Origin of the sequence: Paraburkholderia sp. BL27I4N3, assembly GCF_003386115.1 — a bacterium.
Taxonomy (GTDB): Bacteria; Pseudomonadota; Gammaproteobacteria; order Burkholderiales; family Burkholderiaceae; genus Paraburkholderia.
Window position 1 is genome coordinate 7,752,339 of sequence record NZ_QREJ01000001.1, and the last position, 12,860, is coordinate 7,765,198.

The 12,860-nt window shown below is 63.2% G+C and carries 12 protein-coding genes; 9 read left to right on the forward strand and 3 right to left on the reverse strand.

All coding sequences use genetic code 11. The features are described 5' to 3' along the window. Window positions 1-68: 68 nt before the first annotated feature. Window positions 69-2,666, forward strand: coding sequence for a Fe/S-dependent 2-methylisocitrate dehydratase AcnD (gene acnD / locus B0G71_RS35155; protein WP_116147718.1), 2,598 nt, complete (start codon window positions 69-71; stop codon window positions 2,664-2,666). 111 nt (window positions 2,667-2,777) lie between these two features. Then, window positions 2,778-3,965: a 2-methylaconitate cis-trans isomerase PrpF gene (prpF, locus tag B0G71_RS35160; RefSeq protein ID WP_116147720.1), complete on the forward strand. Its 1,188-nt coding sequence runs from the start codon at window positions 2,778-2,780 to the stop codon at window positions 3,963-3,965. Between the two features lie 241 nt (window positions 3,966-4,206). Here the strand turns inward: prpF and B0G71_RS35165 are convergent, their stop codons facing one another. Further along, window positions 4,207-5,043, reverse strand: a complete 837-nt coding sequence (locus B0G71_RS35165) for a class I SAM-dependent methyltransferase (protein ID WP_116147721.1) — start codon at window positions 5,041-5,043, stop codon at window positions 4,207-4,209. 228 nt (window positions 5,044-5,271) lie between these two features. On the opposite strand from B0G71_RS35165, the gene B0G71_RS35170 reads away from it, so the two are divergent. Then, window positions 5,272-6,321, forward strand: coding sequence for an AraC family transcriptional regulator (locus B0G71_RS35170; protein ID WP_116147723.1), 1,050 nt, complete (start codon window positions 5,272-5,274; stop codon window positions 6,319-6,321). A gap of 31 nt (window positions 6,322-6,352) precedes the next feature. Here B0G71_RS35170 and B0G71_RS35175 read toward each other — a convergent pair whose 3' ends face one another. Together B0G71_RS35175 and B0G71_RS35180 are read right to left on the reverse strand one after the other, a co-directional pair. Then, the gene (locus tag B0G71_RS35175) at window positions 6,353-6,748 is read right to left on the reverse strand and encodes a DUF305 domain-containing protein (RefSeq protein WP_116122063.1); all 396 of its coding nucleotides are present in this window, start codon (window positions 6,746-6,748) and stop codon (window positions 6,353-6,355) included. 29 nt (window positions 6,749-6,777) lie between these two features. Beyond that, window positions 6,778-6,975, reverse strand: a complete 198-nt coding sequence (locus tag B0G71_RS35180; RefSeq protein WP_116147724.1) for a heavy-metal-associated domain-containing protein — start codon at window positions 6,973-6,975, stop codon at window positions 6,778-6,780. Between the two features lie 152 nt (window positions 6,976-7,127). Here B0G71_RS35180 and B0G71_RS35185 point away from each other — a divergent pair, with 152 nt between their 5' ends. The 6 genes from B0G71_RS35185 (at window position 7,128) to B0G71_RS35210 (ending at window position 12,766) form a co-directional block, all read left to right on the forward strand. Then, entirely contained in the window at window positions 7,128-7,577 is a 450-nt protein-coding gene (locus B0G71_RS35185) for a hypothetical protein (RefSeq protein WP_116149156.1), read from the forward strand. 99 nt (window positions 7,578-7,676) lie between these two features. After that, window positions 7,677-7,976 carry a hypothetical protein gene (locus B0G71_RS35190; protein ID WP_116147726.1) on the forward strand — a complete coding sequence of 100 codons (300 nt, stop codon included), beginning with the start codon at window positions 7,677-7,679 and terminating at the stop codon, window positions 7,974-7,976. Continuing rightward, entirely contained in the window at window positions 7,973-9,385 is a 1,413-nt protein-coding gene (locus tag B0G71_RS35195) for a TolC family protein (RefSeq protein WP_116147728.1), read from the forward strand. Before B0G71_RS35190 ends, B0G71_RS35195 begins: the two co-directional genes overlap by 4 nt. Before the next feature lies 1 nt (window position 9,386). Continuing rightward, on the forward strand, window positions 9,387-10,682 hold the full coding sequence (locus B0G71_RS35200) for a multicopper oxidase family protein (protein WP_116147729.1): 1,296 nt from the start codon (window positions 9,387-9,389) through the stop codon (window positions 10,680-10,682). A 55-nt stretch (window positions 10,683-10,737) separates the two neighbouring features. Then, window positions 10,738-11,073: a copper-binding protein gene (locus B0G71_RS35205; protein WP_116149158.1), complete on the forward strand. Its 336-nt coding sequence runs from the start codon at window positions 10,738-10,740 to the stop codon at window positions 11,071-11,073. A 136-nt stretch (window positions 11,074-11,209) separates the two neighbouring features. Next, window positions 11,210-12,766 (forward strand): tetratricopeptide repeat protein, encoded by a 1,557-nt coding sequence (locus tag B0G71_RS35210; protein WP_181916878.1) that lies wholly within the window; start codon window positions 11,210-11,212, stop codon window positions 12,764-12,766. Window positions 12,767-12,860 lie beyond the last annotated feature (94 nt).

Consider the following 12,860-nt stretch of genomic DNA (forward strand, 5'->3'; position numbering starts at 1 on the left):
AAGGGGCCGCCGATCGTGATCGGCCGCCGCCATCGTCCCCGGATCATTACTGTCTTGTCCCCTACGCCATGAATACTGCAAACCGCAAACGCCTTCCCGGCACCCAGCTCGATTTCTTCGACACGCGCGCCGCGGTCGACGCGATCCAGCCCGGCGCTTACGACAAACTGCCGTACACGTCGCGCGTGCTCGCCGAAAACCTCGTGCGCCGTTGCGATCCGGTCACGTTGACTGCGTCGCTCAAGCAGATCATCGAACGCAAGCGCGAGCTGGATTTCCCGTGGTTCCCGGCGCGCGTGGTGTGTCATGACATTCTCGGCCAGACGGCGCTCGTCGACCTCGCCGGCCTGCGCGACGCGATTGCCGCGCAAGGCGGCGATCCGGCGCTGGTCAATCCGGTGGTGCCGACGCAACTCGTGGTCGACCATTCGCTGGCCGTCGAGTGCGGCGGTTTCGATCCGGATGCGTTCGCGAAGAACCGCGCGATCGAAGATCGCCGCAACGAAGACCGCTTCGATTTCATCAACTGGACCAAACGTGCGTTCAGGAATGTCGACGTGATTCCGCCGGGCAACGGCATCCTGCATCAGATCAACCTGGAGCGTATGAGCCCGGTGGTGCAGGTGAAAGACGGCGTGGCGTTTCCGGATACGCTGGTCGGCACGGACTCGCATACGCCGATGGTCGACGCGCTCGGCGTGATCGCGATCGGCGTGGGCGGGCTCGAAGCGGAAAGCGTGATGCTGGGCCGCGCGTCGTATTTGCGCCTGCCCGATATCGTCGGCGTGGAACTGACGGGCAAGCCGGCCGAAGGCATCACGGCGACCGACGTGGTGCTCTCGTTGACCGAATTCCTGCGCAAGGAAAAGGTGGTCGGCGCGTACCTCGAGTTCTACGGCGCGGGCACGGCCAATCTGACGCTCGGCGACCGCGCGACGATCGCCAACATGGCGCCCGAATTCGGCGCCACGGCCGCGATGTTCTCGATCGACGAACAGACCATCAAGTATCTGAAGCTCACCGGCCGTGACGACGAACTCGTGAAGCTGGTGGAAACCTATGCGAAGGAAACCGGCCTGTGGGCAGACAGCCTCGTTAATGCCGAATACGAACGCGTGCTGAAGTTCGATCTGTCGACCGTGGTGCGCACACTGGCCGGTCCGTCGAATCCGCATCGCCGTTTGCCGGTGTCGGAACTGGCGGCGCGCGGCATCAGCGGCAAGGTGGAGAACGAGCCGGGTTTGATGCCGGACGGCGCGGTGATCATCGCCGCGATCACGAGCTGTACGAACACCAACAACCCACGCAATATGATCGCCGCGGGTTTGCTCGCGCGCAACGCGAACCGGCGCGGACTGACTCGCAAGCCGTGGGCGAAGACCTCGCTCGCGCCGGGCTCGAAGGCGGTCACGCTGTATCTGGAAGAGGCCGGGCTGTTGCCGGAACTGGAGCAGCTGGGCTTCGGCGTGGTGGCGTATGCGTGCACATCGTGCAATGGCATGTCCGGTGCGCTGGATCCGGCGATCCAGAAGGAGATCGTCGAGCGCGACCTGTATGCGACCGCCGTGCTGTCGGGCAACCGCAACTTCGACGGCCGCATTCATCCGTACGCGAAGCAGGCGTTTCTCGCTTCGCCGCCGCTGGTAGTCGCGTATGCGATTGCGGGCACGATCCGTTTCGACATCGAGAAAGACGTGCTCGGTATCGATGCCGATGGCCACGCCGTCACGCTGAAGGACATCTGGCCGTCGGATGCGGAAATCGATGCGATCGTCGCGTCGAGCGTGAAGCCGGAGCAGTTCCGCAAGGTGTATGAACCGATGTTCGCGGTTTCCGTCGATACAGGCGAGAAAGCCAATCCGCTCTACGACTGGCGCCCGATGAGCACCTTCATTCGCCGTCCGCCGTATTGGGAAGGCGCGCTTGCCGGTGAGCGCACCCTGAAAGGCATGCGTCCGCTCGCCGTGCTCGGCGACAACATCACGACCGATCACCTGTCGCCGTCCAACGCGATTCTGGCGGATAGCGCCTCGGGCGAATATCTGGCGAAGATGGGCTTGCCGGAAGAGGACTTCAATTCCTACGCGACGCACCGTGGCGATCACCTGACGGCGCAGCGCGCCACCTTCGCGAACCCGACGCTGAAGAACGAGATGGTGCTTGAAGACGGCAAGGTGAAAGCCGGATCGCTCGCGCGCATCGAACCCGAGGGCAAGGTCACGCGCATGTGGGAAGCAATCGAAACCTACATGGAACGCAAGCAGCCGCTGATCGTGATTGCCGGTGCCGATTATGGCCAGGGTTCGTCGCGTGACTGGGCGGCGAAGGGCGTGCGTCTGGCCGGCGCGGAAGCAATCGTCGCCGAAGGGTTCGAGCGCATTCACCGCACGAATCTGGTGGGCATGGGTGTGCTGCCGCTGGAGTTCAAGCCCGGTGTGAACCGGCTCACGCTGGCAATCGACGGCACGGAGACGTTCGATGTGGTCGGCGAGCGCAAGCCGGGCGCTGACCTCACGCTGGTGATTCATCGCAGGACCGGCGAGCAGGTCGAGGTGCCGGTGACGTGCCGGCTCGACACCGCCGAAGAGGTTTCCATTTACGAAGCCGGCGGTGTGCTGCAACGCTTTGCGCAGGACTTTCTCGAGTCGTCGAAGAAGGCGGCTTGAGATGGCTGGTTTTTCGGATCGCTTCGCCTGAAGCGGCGGACGCTACAACGCGGGACAGGGTGACACGGCACGCTATGCCATGTCACCCGCCCACATCAGGACACGATTTTCATGGCCTACCAACCCCAGATCAAGATTCCAGCCACCTACATGCGTGGCGGCACCAGCAAGGGTGTGTTTTTCCGCCTGCAAGATTTGCCCGAAGCGGCCCAGGTGCCCGGCGCCGCGCGTGACGCGCTGCTGATGCGTGTGATCGGCAGCCCCGATCCGTATGGCAAGCAGATCGACGGTATGGGCGGCGCGACATCGAGCACCAGCAAGACGGTGATCATCGCCAAAAGCAGCCGGCCCGATCACGACGTGGATTACCTGTTCGGGCAGGTATCGATCGATAAGGCGTTCATCGACTGGACCGGCAATTGCGGCAATCTCTCCGCCGCGGTCGGGCCGTTCGCGATCAGCGCGGGTCTCGTCGACCCGAGCCGCATTCCGCGCGACGGCATGGCTGTCGTGCGCATCTGGCAGGCGAATATCGGCAAGACGATCATCGGACACGTGCCGATGACCGATGGCGCCGTGCAGGAAACCGGCGCTTTCGAACTCGACGGCGTGACCTTTCCGGCCGCGGAAGTGCAGCTCGAATTCATGGATCCGGCTGCGGAAGAAGAGGGCGCGGGCGGCTCGATGTTCCCCACCGGCAACCTGGTGGACGATCTGGACGTACCGGGCGTGGGCACGCTGAAGGCGACCATGATCAACGCGGGCATTCCGACCATCTTCGTCGATGCGGAATCGATCGGCTACAAGGGCACGGAGTTGCAGGACGCGATCAACAGCGACCCCAAGGCGCTCGCGATGTTCGAGACGATTCGCGCGCATGGGGCGTTGCGCATGGGGCTTATCAAGAACCTCGACGAGATCGCCACGCGCCAGCATACGCCGAAGGTCGCGTTCGTCGCGAAACCGGCTGCGTATGTGGCGTCGAGCGGCAAGCAGATTGACGCGGGCGATGTCGATCTGCTGGTGCGGGCGATGTCCATGGGCAAGCTGCATCACGCCATGATGGGCACCGCAGCCGTAGCGATCGGCACGGCGGCGGCGATTTCCGGCACGCTGGTGAATCTCGCGGCGGGCGGCGGCGCCAGAGAATCGGTGCGCTTCGGTCATCCATCGGGCACGTTGCGGGTCGGCGCCGAGGCGAGCGAGCGCGGCGGCGAGTGGACCGTCACCAAGGCCATCATGAGCCGCAGCGCGCGGGTGCTGATGGAAGGCTGGGTGCGGGTGCCGCAGGAGCGCTGAGCGAACGTCCGGCTTCGTCCGCAACGGACGAAGCCGGGAAAAAACGGGTTTTGATGCAACGGCAAAGCCTAAGACATCAGCCCGAAGCTGGCGAGAACGAACCGAAGACCGAAGAAACAAACTGACGAAAACAGCGGCAGGCCGAGAGCTAGCGACATACACCGCAAGCCGACGGCGCTGGCCTGTGGCCATCGATCGAAAAAGTAGACAGCCGCGCCGGCCAGTACGCGGCCGACCCCGTTCATTGCCGCACCATCACGATCTCGAGATACTCGCTGGGCAGTACGAGCGTCCCGTCGCCGGACCGGTTGCGGCTTTCCATCAGCGTCATCAGATCGAGCTGGAAGGCCGCTTGCCGTTCGCCGTCCATTGCGGCGAATGCCTTGTTCATCGGGCCGTAGTAGGTCCGAAAGAACTCGAGCCAATGCGCCGGCGAATGGTATCGAAACATGAATTCGCGGCTCGTCACGGCGACACTGCGCACACTGCCATGAAAGAGCTCGTCGAGCCGCGCCCGGGTGCCCCACAGCGCCGGCGACTTGAGACCAGGCGGCGGAGGCAGATATTTTCCGATCGTCTTGAACACCTGGCCGACGAAGCTATCCGGCGTCCAGTTCGCGAGGCCGATCTTGCCGCCGGGTTTGCATACGCGCGCCAGCTCGCCGGCCGCCTTTTCCTGATTGGGCGTGAACATGACGCCGAAGGTCGACATGACGATATCGAACGAGGCGTCCGGGTAGGGCAGCGCTTCGGCGTCGGCTTCGCGGAACTGCACCGCTGTCAGACCTTCCGCTTGCGCGCGAGCTTTCCCCGCGTCGAGCAGCGAGGCCACATAGTCGGTCGAGGTGACGTCGCACCAGCGGCGCGCGGCGGCGAGCGTGCCGTTGCCGTTTCCCGCCGCGACATCGAGCACGCGGCTGCCGGCGCGCAAGTCGAGTGCTTCGCACAGGTTTTCTCCGACGATCTGTAGCGTTGTGCCGACCACGGCGTAATTGCCCGTTTCCCACGCGGCGTGCTGGCGCGCTTTGACGTCAGCGAATTCGGAGGTTTGTGATGAAGAAGATTGGACTTCAGACATGAGATGCTCCAGAGAAAAAGTTGTGCGATGCACGCTAGTGTTATTGCGCCAGGGTTTATAAATTCATGTGGTGCCTCCTTAATTGTGGTTAAGTGTTCTATTCATTCAAGATTCCTTAGCATTGTTGTAAGGGATTCGCATGGATGCTAGTATCGGTGCGACTGTTAAATCGGTGAATGACCGGGCGTCCAGATCTTTTGCGCAGGACGCCGAAGTTCGTGGACAACGATGGACGCTCTTTCTGACGTGCTCCGCCTGGTTCGCCTTGGTGGCGCCGTGTATTTAAATGGCGACTTCACCGCACCCTGGTGTTTGTACGGCCAGGCTGACGCGGCGTTGTGCGGCAGCTTCCTTCCTCCGGCCGAACGTATCGTCTCCTACCATCTGATCACCGAGGGAGGCTGCTGGGCTTCTCTCCCGGAGGACCCTGAGTCCGCTATTTACGTGGCTGCGGGCGAACTGCTTGTCGTACCGCAAGGCGAAGCGCATCTGCTCGGCAGTTCGCTCGACATCGCGCCCGGACCCACTGGCGAACTGCTCGAGAATCAGTTGCGCAATGCTCCGGGACAGTTAATGGCGCTTCGCTACGGCGGGGGTGGAGACCGCACGCGTCTGGTGTGCGGCTTTCTCGCGTGCGACGACACGTTGAGCAATCCGGTGCTGTCCGCACTGCCTCGCATCTTCAAGGTCGACATGCGCAATGACCCGCAGTCCGCGTGGCTCGAATCGTCGTTACGGTTCGCGGCGGCTGAGGCAGCGGAATGGCGAGTGGGCAGTGCGATTGTTCTTGCGCGGCTATCGGAGCTGCTCTTCGTGGAGGCAGTGCGACGTTGCATCGACGCGCTGCCGTCCGATCGGAAGGGCTGGCTCGCCGGTGTGGGAGACCGGTTCGTCGGTCGTGCGCTTGCGTTGATGCATGCGCAGCCGGCACACGGCTGGACGGTCGATGAACTGGCGCGCAAAGCGGGCTTGTCCCGCTCCGCGCTGGCGCAGCGATTCACCCAGTTGCTCGGTCAGCCACCTATGCAGTATCTCGCGCATTGGCGTTTGCAGATTGCCGCGCAGGAGTTGCGTGTTGGGACGAAGTCGCTGGCGGCGGTGGCGGATCAGGTGGGATATGAGTCGGAGGCGGCGTTCAATCGGGCTTTCAAGCGCGAGTTCGGAATGCCGCCGGCCGGGTGGCGGAGGAGCCGGGGCGAGACGGCGGCGACTTCCGCGGGCTCTGCCGGCGCGGCGGCCGCCGCCGTGGACGGATCGTTCGACGATCGAGGCGCCTAGAGCGCCAGCCGCGCGAGCGGGTGCGCCGTCCTCACTTCACCCCGTGCTTCGCCTGCCAGCTCTTCATGAACGCGATTTCATCATGCTGCGCCTTGATGATGTTTCTGGCCAGCCGCTTCAACTCTGGGTCCTTGCCGTACTTCAACTCGACCTGCGCCATTTCGATCGCCCCTTGATGATGCGGAATCATGTGCGCGACGAAGTCCTTGTCGGCGTTGCCCGTATAGTCGGCGCTCATGTCGCGCATCATTTTGTCGTCGGCGGCCTTGAAGGCTTGCGTCGCGTCGCCGGTGCCGGCATCCGCCGACTTCGACATGTCCATGCCAGGCATGGCGGCCGGTTGCTGGGCGTGGACGGGCGCGGTCGCGACAGCAAATGCAAAGCCGCTGAACAGGCAAAGGGCACGAAAGGCGTGAAGTTTTTTCATTGTGAATGTCCGTTGGGAAAGGGTGTCCGTCAGCCTCGTGGCGACGGATGAAAACCCGCCGCCTCGATGGCCTCGATGAGTTGTCCGGCCGCCAGCGTCGACGTAACCTTGACGATTTTAACGGGGACATCGACTTCGAGCCTCGCCGCGGGATCGAGACTCGTGACTGCACGCTTGATTGCGTTGGCGCACCCGCCGCAGGACATATCCGGGACGTCGAATTCCATTTCCTACCTCCAATGAGAAGTCATGACTCCAGCGTGGACCTTCCCACGGCGGTAAGGTCAAGCAGGTTTTCGTCGCTGGTTGAAATCTTATTGGCGCGCGCAAAGCCATCATGCGCGGCATCGTTTTCAGCTTTACGATTTTGCAAATCTGCATGCTAGACTCCGTACCCATGTCTTACTGGCTCAAACTCTTCATCGTCGTGCTGCTCGTGCTGAGCCTACCGGTTCAGTCGTTCGCGGCCGTCTCCATGAAATGCGGGTCCTCGCATTCCGTGGGCGATGCGGCACCCGCGCGCCAGGCGGCAACCGATGCAATGACCCATCATCACGACCATGCCGCGATGCTGGCCGAACAAGCCGACCACGCCGACAATAACGCCGGGGCTCATCTTCAGCATCACAGTCCCGCAGGCGGCGAGCATCATGCGCACGCATGCTCCACTTGCGCGTCCTGCTGTTTCGGCGGCGCGTTGCCCGTTACGCCGCTTGCGTCCTTGTCCGCCAACGCGGCTCATTTCGCTGTTCCCCTGCCTCCCGCTGTGCGCGTCGCGTCGTTTCTGACCGGCGGCGTCGAACGGCCTCCTCGCATCTCTCTCGTCTAGTTCTTTCGCAGCCTCACGCTGCGTGGTTCCCGTTGTTTCATTCCGCCCCGATGGACGGCCGTGTGCCGTGCGTCGTGGCCGTACTTGACGAGACGATTCATGCGAACGTTCATTGTGGCGCTCGGCGCGGCGGCATGTCTGCCGGCGCTTGCGCACGCTATATCCCTACTCCCTGACCCGGCCGATGCGGCGGCATCCGTGCCGGCGCTCGATACGCCGTCGGTACTGGCCGACTATCGGCCATACCGTGAGCAGCAGGCGGCGAGCTGGCCGGCGCTCAACCGGGCGGTGACGCATGCAGCGGGCCGCTCCGGAGCGGGCCATGGCTCGCTCCATTCGGGCATCGCTGAGGCCGAAGAAGACGCTCACAGTTCTCATCGTGAAGGGGCGGCGAAATGAGGCCGTGCCTGTTTCCTGTCGCCCGCACCGTGGCCATGTCCGTCGCGGTGACTTTACTTGCGGGCTGCACGGCGTTTTCGAAGGACGGCGGTTTCGGCACCGTGTCGAGCGTTGCGTCCGAGCGACTCGGTAAAGACGCCGTCCTGATCAAGACCGAGGACGACCGGAATGCCGTCGCCCAACGCACACAGGAACTGCTGTCCGCGCCGCTCGGCATGGACGAGGTTGTCCAGATCGCGCTTCTGAACAACCGCGGTTTGCAGGCTTCGTACGGCGAACTGGGTATCGCCGAGGCGGACCTCGTTCAGGCGGGACGCTTGCCGAATCCCGGCTTCTCGTTTAGCCGCACGCGTGGTAGCGACGACCTGAGTATCAGTCGCACGTTCACGCTCGGCATGTTGCGCGTGTTGACGATGCCGTTGACGACGCGCATCGAAAGCCGTCGCTTCGAACAGGCCCGCTTGCAAGCCGCCAACGCCATGCTCGAAGTCGCCGCCGATGCACGGCGCGCCTACATCCGCGCGGTCGCTGCAAAGCAGTCGGCCACCTACGCGGAGCAGGTGAAGGGCTCGGCCGAGGCCAGCACCGAACTCGCACGGCGCATGCAGCAGGCCGGCAACTTCAGCCAGCTCGATTACGCGCGCGAGCAGGCCTTCTACGCCGATGCGATGGCGCAAGTGGCACGAGCGCGGCAGCAGTCGGCATCCGCGCGAGAAAAGCTCACTCGCGTGATGGGCCTGTGGGGTTCGCAAGCGCAATACGCATTGCCCGAGCTTCTGCCGGATCTGCCTGCCACACGCCCCGAGTTGCAGGATCTGGAAACCTTTGCGATGCAAAACAGGCTCGATATTCAGGCCGCGAAACTGCAAACGCAAAGCGCCGCGAGTTCATTGGGATTGAGCAAGGCGACGCGTTTCATCAACGTGCTGGACGTGGGCTATCAAAACAATTTCACGACGTCCGACGGACGCGAGCAGGGCTATGAAATCAGTGTGGAGATTCCGCTATTCGACTGGGGCAGCGCCAAAGTGGCGCGCGCTGAAGCGATCTATATGCAGTCGGCGAATCGCCTCGCCGGGACCGCCATCAACGCGCGTTCCGAAGTGCGCGAAGCGTATTCAACCTACGTGTCCGGCTACGCGCTCGCGAAGCACTATCGCGACGAAGTCGTGCCGATCCGCAAAACCATCTCCGACGAACTGCTGCTTCGTTATAACGGCATGCTGGCGAGCGTGTTCGAACTGCTCGCCGATTCGCGCGACCAGGTCGGCGCGGTGAATAGCGCTATCGACGCACTGAAGGACTACTGGCTAGCGCAGACCGATTTGCAACAGGCGGTCGGCGGCCGTTTGCCGATGACCGCGCTCGCGGCGTCGTCCACCCAATCCGAAGAATCCAAAGGTCAATGACATGGTGTCTCGTCGACATTTTATGAGCAGCTCGGGCGCCGCTTTGCTGGGAGCCGCACTGGTGAGCAAGGCCGGCGCCGCGTCGCTCCCCGAAGCACCGTCGATGGCCACGTCCTCCATGCAGCCGCCGCGCGCGCCGTCGAACGGCCGGCCGTACGCGCCGGTTGCCACACTCAACGGATGGTCGCTGCCATGGCGCATGAAGAACGGCTGGAAGGAGTTTCATCTGATTGCCGAACCGGTGGTGCGTGAGTTGGCGCCGGGCATGAGCGCGAACCTCTGGGGCTACAACGGTCAGGCGCCTGGGCCGACCATTGAGGCGGTGGAAGGCGACAAGGTGCGCATCTTCGTGACCAACCGCTTGCCGGAGCACACCACGGTCCACTGGCACGGCATGTCGCTGCCCTGCGGCATGGACGGCGTGGGCGGTCTCACGCAGCCGCATATTCCGCCGGGCAAATCCTTCGTCTATGAATTCCAGCTTGAGAGGCACGGCACCTTCATGTATCACCCGCACGCCGACGAGATGGTGCAGATGGCGATGGGCATGATGGGCGCGTTTGTCGTCCATCCGAAAGATCCGGGCGTGATGCAGGTCGACCGCGACTTCGTGTTCATCATGTCCGCCTACGACATCGACCCGGGCAGCTTCACGCCGCGTGTCAACGAGATGACCGACTTCAACATGTGGACGTGGAATGCGCGCGTGTTTCCTGGCATCGATTCATTGCCGGTGCGCGCGGGCGATCGCGTGCGGATCCGCGTCGGCAATCTGACCATGACCAATCACCCGATTCATCTGCACGGCTACCACTTCGAAGTGGTGGGCACGGACGGCGGCTGGATTCCACCGTCCGCGCGCTGGCCCGAAGTGACCGCCGATGTCGCGGTCGGGCAGATGCGCGCCATCGAGTTCGCCGCGAATCGTCCCGGCGACTGGGCATTTCATTGCCACAAGTCTCATCACACGATGAACGCGATGGGGCATAAGGTTCCGAACATGATAGGCGTGCCGCAGCAGGACCTTGCCAAACGCATTAACCGGCTGGTGCCCGACTACATGGCGATGGGCAGCACGGGGGGCTCGATGGGCGCGATGGAGATGCCGCTGCCCGACAACACATTGCCGATGATGACCGGCACGGGCCCATTCGGCGCGCTCGAAATGGGCGGCATGTTTGCGGTAGTGAAAGTGCGCGAAGGGTTGGGTCGCAACGACTACCGCGACCCGGGCTGGTTCAGGCATCCGAAGGGAACGGTGGCTTATGAATATACCGGCGAGTTGCCGGATGGTTGACGTCGACGGTCGCGAGCTGGCCGTGTGGATCGTATTTAACGTGGGAGCGTGTGAGATGAAGAATCGGTTGGCTTCAATGGCGATGGGTTGCATGGTGATGATTTCCGCGTCGGCGTACGCGGCGGGCGAGGCGAGTGAGTCGCAAATGAGTGCGAGCGCCGATGCGCAAACGGCGATGTCGCATGGCGAAGTCAGGAAAGTGGACGCGGCGGCCGGCAAGCTGACCATCAAGCATGGGCCTCTGGAAAACCTCGGCATGGATGCCATGACGATGGTATTCAAGGTCAAGGACCCGGCAATCCTCGCGCAGGTCAAGCCGGGCGACACGATCGACTTCATCGCCGACGAGGTGGCCGGAGTGCTGACGGTGGTGAAACTGGAGAAGCGGTAGCGCGCTTCGCGTGAGGGGCGTTTCGGAGCGCTCCTACAGACTGGCCGATGAGCGGTAAGGATAATCCGCGCACACAGTGTCGCGGGGCAGGCAGCATCGCCCGCGACACGAGACCATCTTTCTTATTGCGCCGAACATGCCGACCCATCCCGCTTTGCCATCCGAAGAAACCCTTGATGTCTGGTTCAATCAGGCCGAGCAGGCGCGCCTCGCAGGCGAGTTCGACATGGCCCGAACACTCCTCGACCGGGTCATCGGGCAAGACCCCCGACATGCGGACGCGCTGCATACGCATGGGCTGGTTGCGCTCGCATCGAATCAGCTCGAGTCGGCGCAAAGCTGGGTCGAGCGGGCGCTCGAAGTGCGCTCGCACCCGGCGTATTACGGCACCTTATGTATTATCCAGATCAAACTGCGTGCGTATGCAAGCGCTTTGCAAACGGCCGAATGCGGGCTCGCGCTCGAACCGGCGTCACTGCCGCTCTGCTTCTTCATGGCGGTCATCCTGCAAGTGCTCGGACGTTCCGAAGATGCCGCGGTGGTCTACCGTCGCTTGCTCGAACTCCAGCCGGATCATCCACAAGCGCTTGCTAATCTGGGTGTGGTCCTCAAGGATCTCGGCTCGCTGAGTGAAGCCGCATGGCATCTCAGGCAAGCCATCACGCTCGCGCCGTCCTACCTCGGCGCGCGTGCCAGCCTCAGTCAGGTCCTGTTGGCCGCCGGCCGTTATGAAGAGGCCTGGCCGTATTTCGAAGACCGTTGGGCCAATTTCGTTGATGCGGACGGGCGCCCCGTATCGGCGCGCCCGACGCTGCCCCTGCCTCAATGGAAGGGCGAGCGCCTGGACATCCCGAGTGCCAGCCAGGGAGCGCCCGCATACGGCGCGCGTCTGCTTGTCATCCCGGAGCAGGGCCATGGCGACAGCCTGCAGTTCGTGCGCTATCTGCCGATGGCGCTGGAACGTTTTGCGCGCGTCGGCTACATATGCCCGCCGTCGTTGCGGCGCTTGTACGAAGAATCTTTCGCGCATTTGCCAGGCCTCGTGATGCTCGACGACGGCTTGTCCGACCTGAGCGACTGGGACTGGCATTGTCCTTTGATGTCGCTGCCGATGGCGTTCGGCACGCGGCTCGACAACATTCCCGCCGGCACCTATCTGCATGCGGATGCCGCTCGCTCCGCTTCATGGCGCGCGCGGCTTGCCCTGCTGCCCGACGCCGGCTTGCCGCGCGTCGGCCTGGTGTGGGCAGGTGGCCATTCAGGTCTGACGGAAGACAGGGCGCGCAGCTTGACCCCAGCGCAGATCGCGCCGTTGCTCGCGTTGCCCAATGTGCGCTGGATCAGTCTGCAAAAGACGGATGACCCCGCGAAGCGCGCCGATGCAACATGCAACGCGCGTTTGACGGACTGGATGGACGACGTGACGGACTTCGCCGATACCGCCGCGCTGATCGACAACCTCGATCTGGTGATCTGCGTCGACACTTCGGTTGCACACCTGGCCGCGGCAATGGGCAAGCCGGTGTGGCTGCTCAACCGCTTCGCCGGTTGCTGGCGCTGGTTGCGCGATCGCGACGATAGCCCCTGGTACGCCAGCGTGCGGCTCTTCACGCAGTCGCAACGCGGCGACTGGGACGGCGTGCTCGAACGTGTCGCCGATGCTTTGCGCCGCTCGACCGGGCGCAAGTTATAGGAAGTCTTACCGATCCTTTGTGCGTTAGCTCACGAAGACGGGCGGAACTTACTCGCCGCGCGCTTCGCAGATGTTATGCTCGGGCGTCGTGAAC

Excerpts from the sequence above, each read along its gene's own strand:
- acnD (WP_116147718.1), top strand. The coding sequence starts at position 69 with ATGAATACTGCAAACCGCAAACGCCTTCCCGGCACCCAGCTCGATTTC.
- B0G71_RS35180 (WP_116147724.1), bottom strand. The coding sequence starts at position 6,975 with ATGGAATTCGACGTCCCGGATATGTCCTGCGGCGGGTGCGCCAACGCA.
- B0G71_RS35185 (WP_116149156.1), top strand. The coding sequence starts at position 7,128 with ATGCTAGACTCCGTACCCATGTCTTACTGGCTCAAACTCTTCATCGTC.
- B0G71_RS35200 (WP_116147729.1), top strand. The coding sequence starts at position 9,387 with ATGGTGTCTCGTCGACATTTTATGAGCAGCTCGGGCGCCGCTTTGCTG.
- prpF (WP_116147720.1), top strand. The coding sequence starts at position 2,778 with ATGGCCTACCAACCCCAGATCAAGATTCCAGCCACCTACATGCGTGGC.
- B0G71_RS35165 (WP_116147721.1), bottom strand. The coding sequence starts at position 5,043 with ATGTCTGAAGTCCAATCTTCTTCATCACAAACCTCCGAATTCGCTGAC.
- B0G71_RS35190 (WP_116147726.1), top strand. The coding sequence starts at position 7,677 with ATGCGAACGTTCATTGTGGCGCTCGGCGCGGCGGCATGTCTGCCGGCG.
- B0G71_RS35195 (WP_116147728.1), top strand. The coding sequence starts at position 7,973 with ATGAGGCCGTGCCTGTTTCCTGTCGCCCGCACCGTGGCCATGTCCGTC.
- B0G71_RS35175 (WP_116122063.1), bottom strand. The coding sequence starts at position 6,748 with ATGAAAAAACTTCACGCCTTTCGTGCCCTTTGCCTGTTCAGCGGCTTT.
- B0G71_RS35205 (WP_116149158.1), top strand. The coding sequence starts at position 10,738 with ATGAAGAATCGGTTGGCTTCAATGGCGATGGGTTGCATGGTGATGATT.
- B0G71_RS35170 (WP_116147723.1), top strand. The coding sequence starts at position 5,272 with ATGGACGCTCTTTCTGACGTGCTCCGCCTGGTTCGCCTTGGTGGCGCC.
- B0G71_RS35210 (WP_181916878.1), top strand. The coding sequence starts at position 11,210 with ATGCCGACCCATCCCGCTTTGCCATCCGAAGAAACCCTTGATGTCTGG.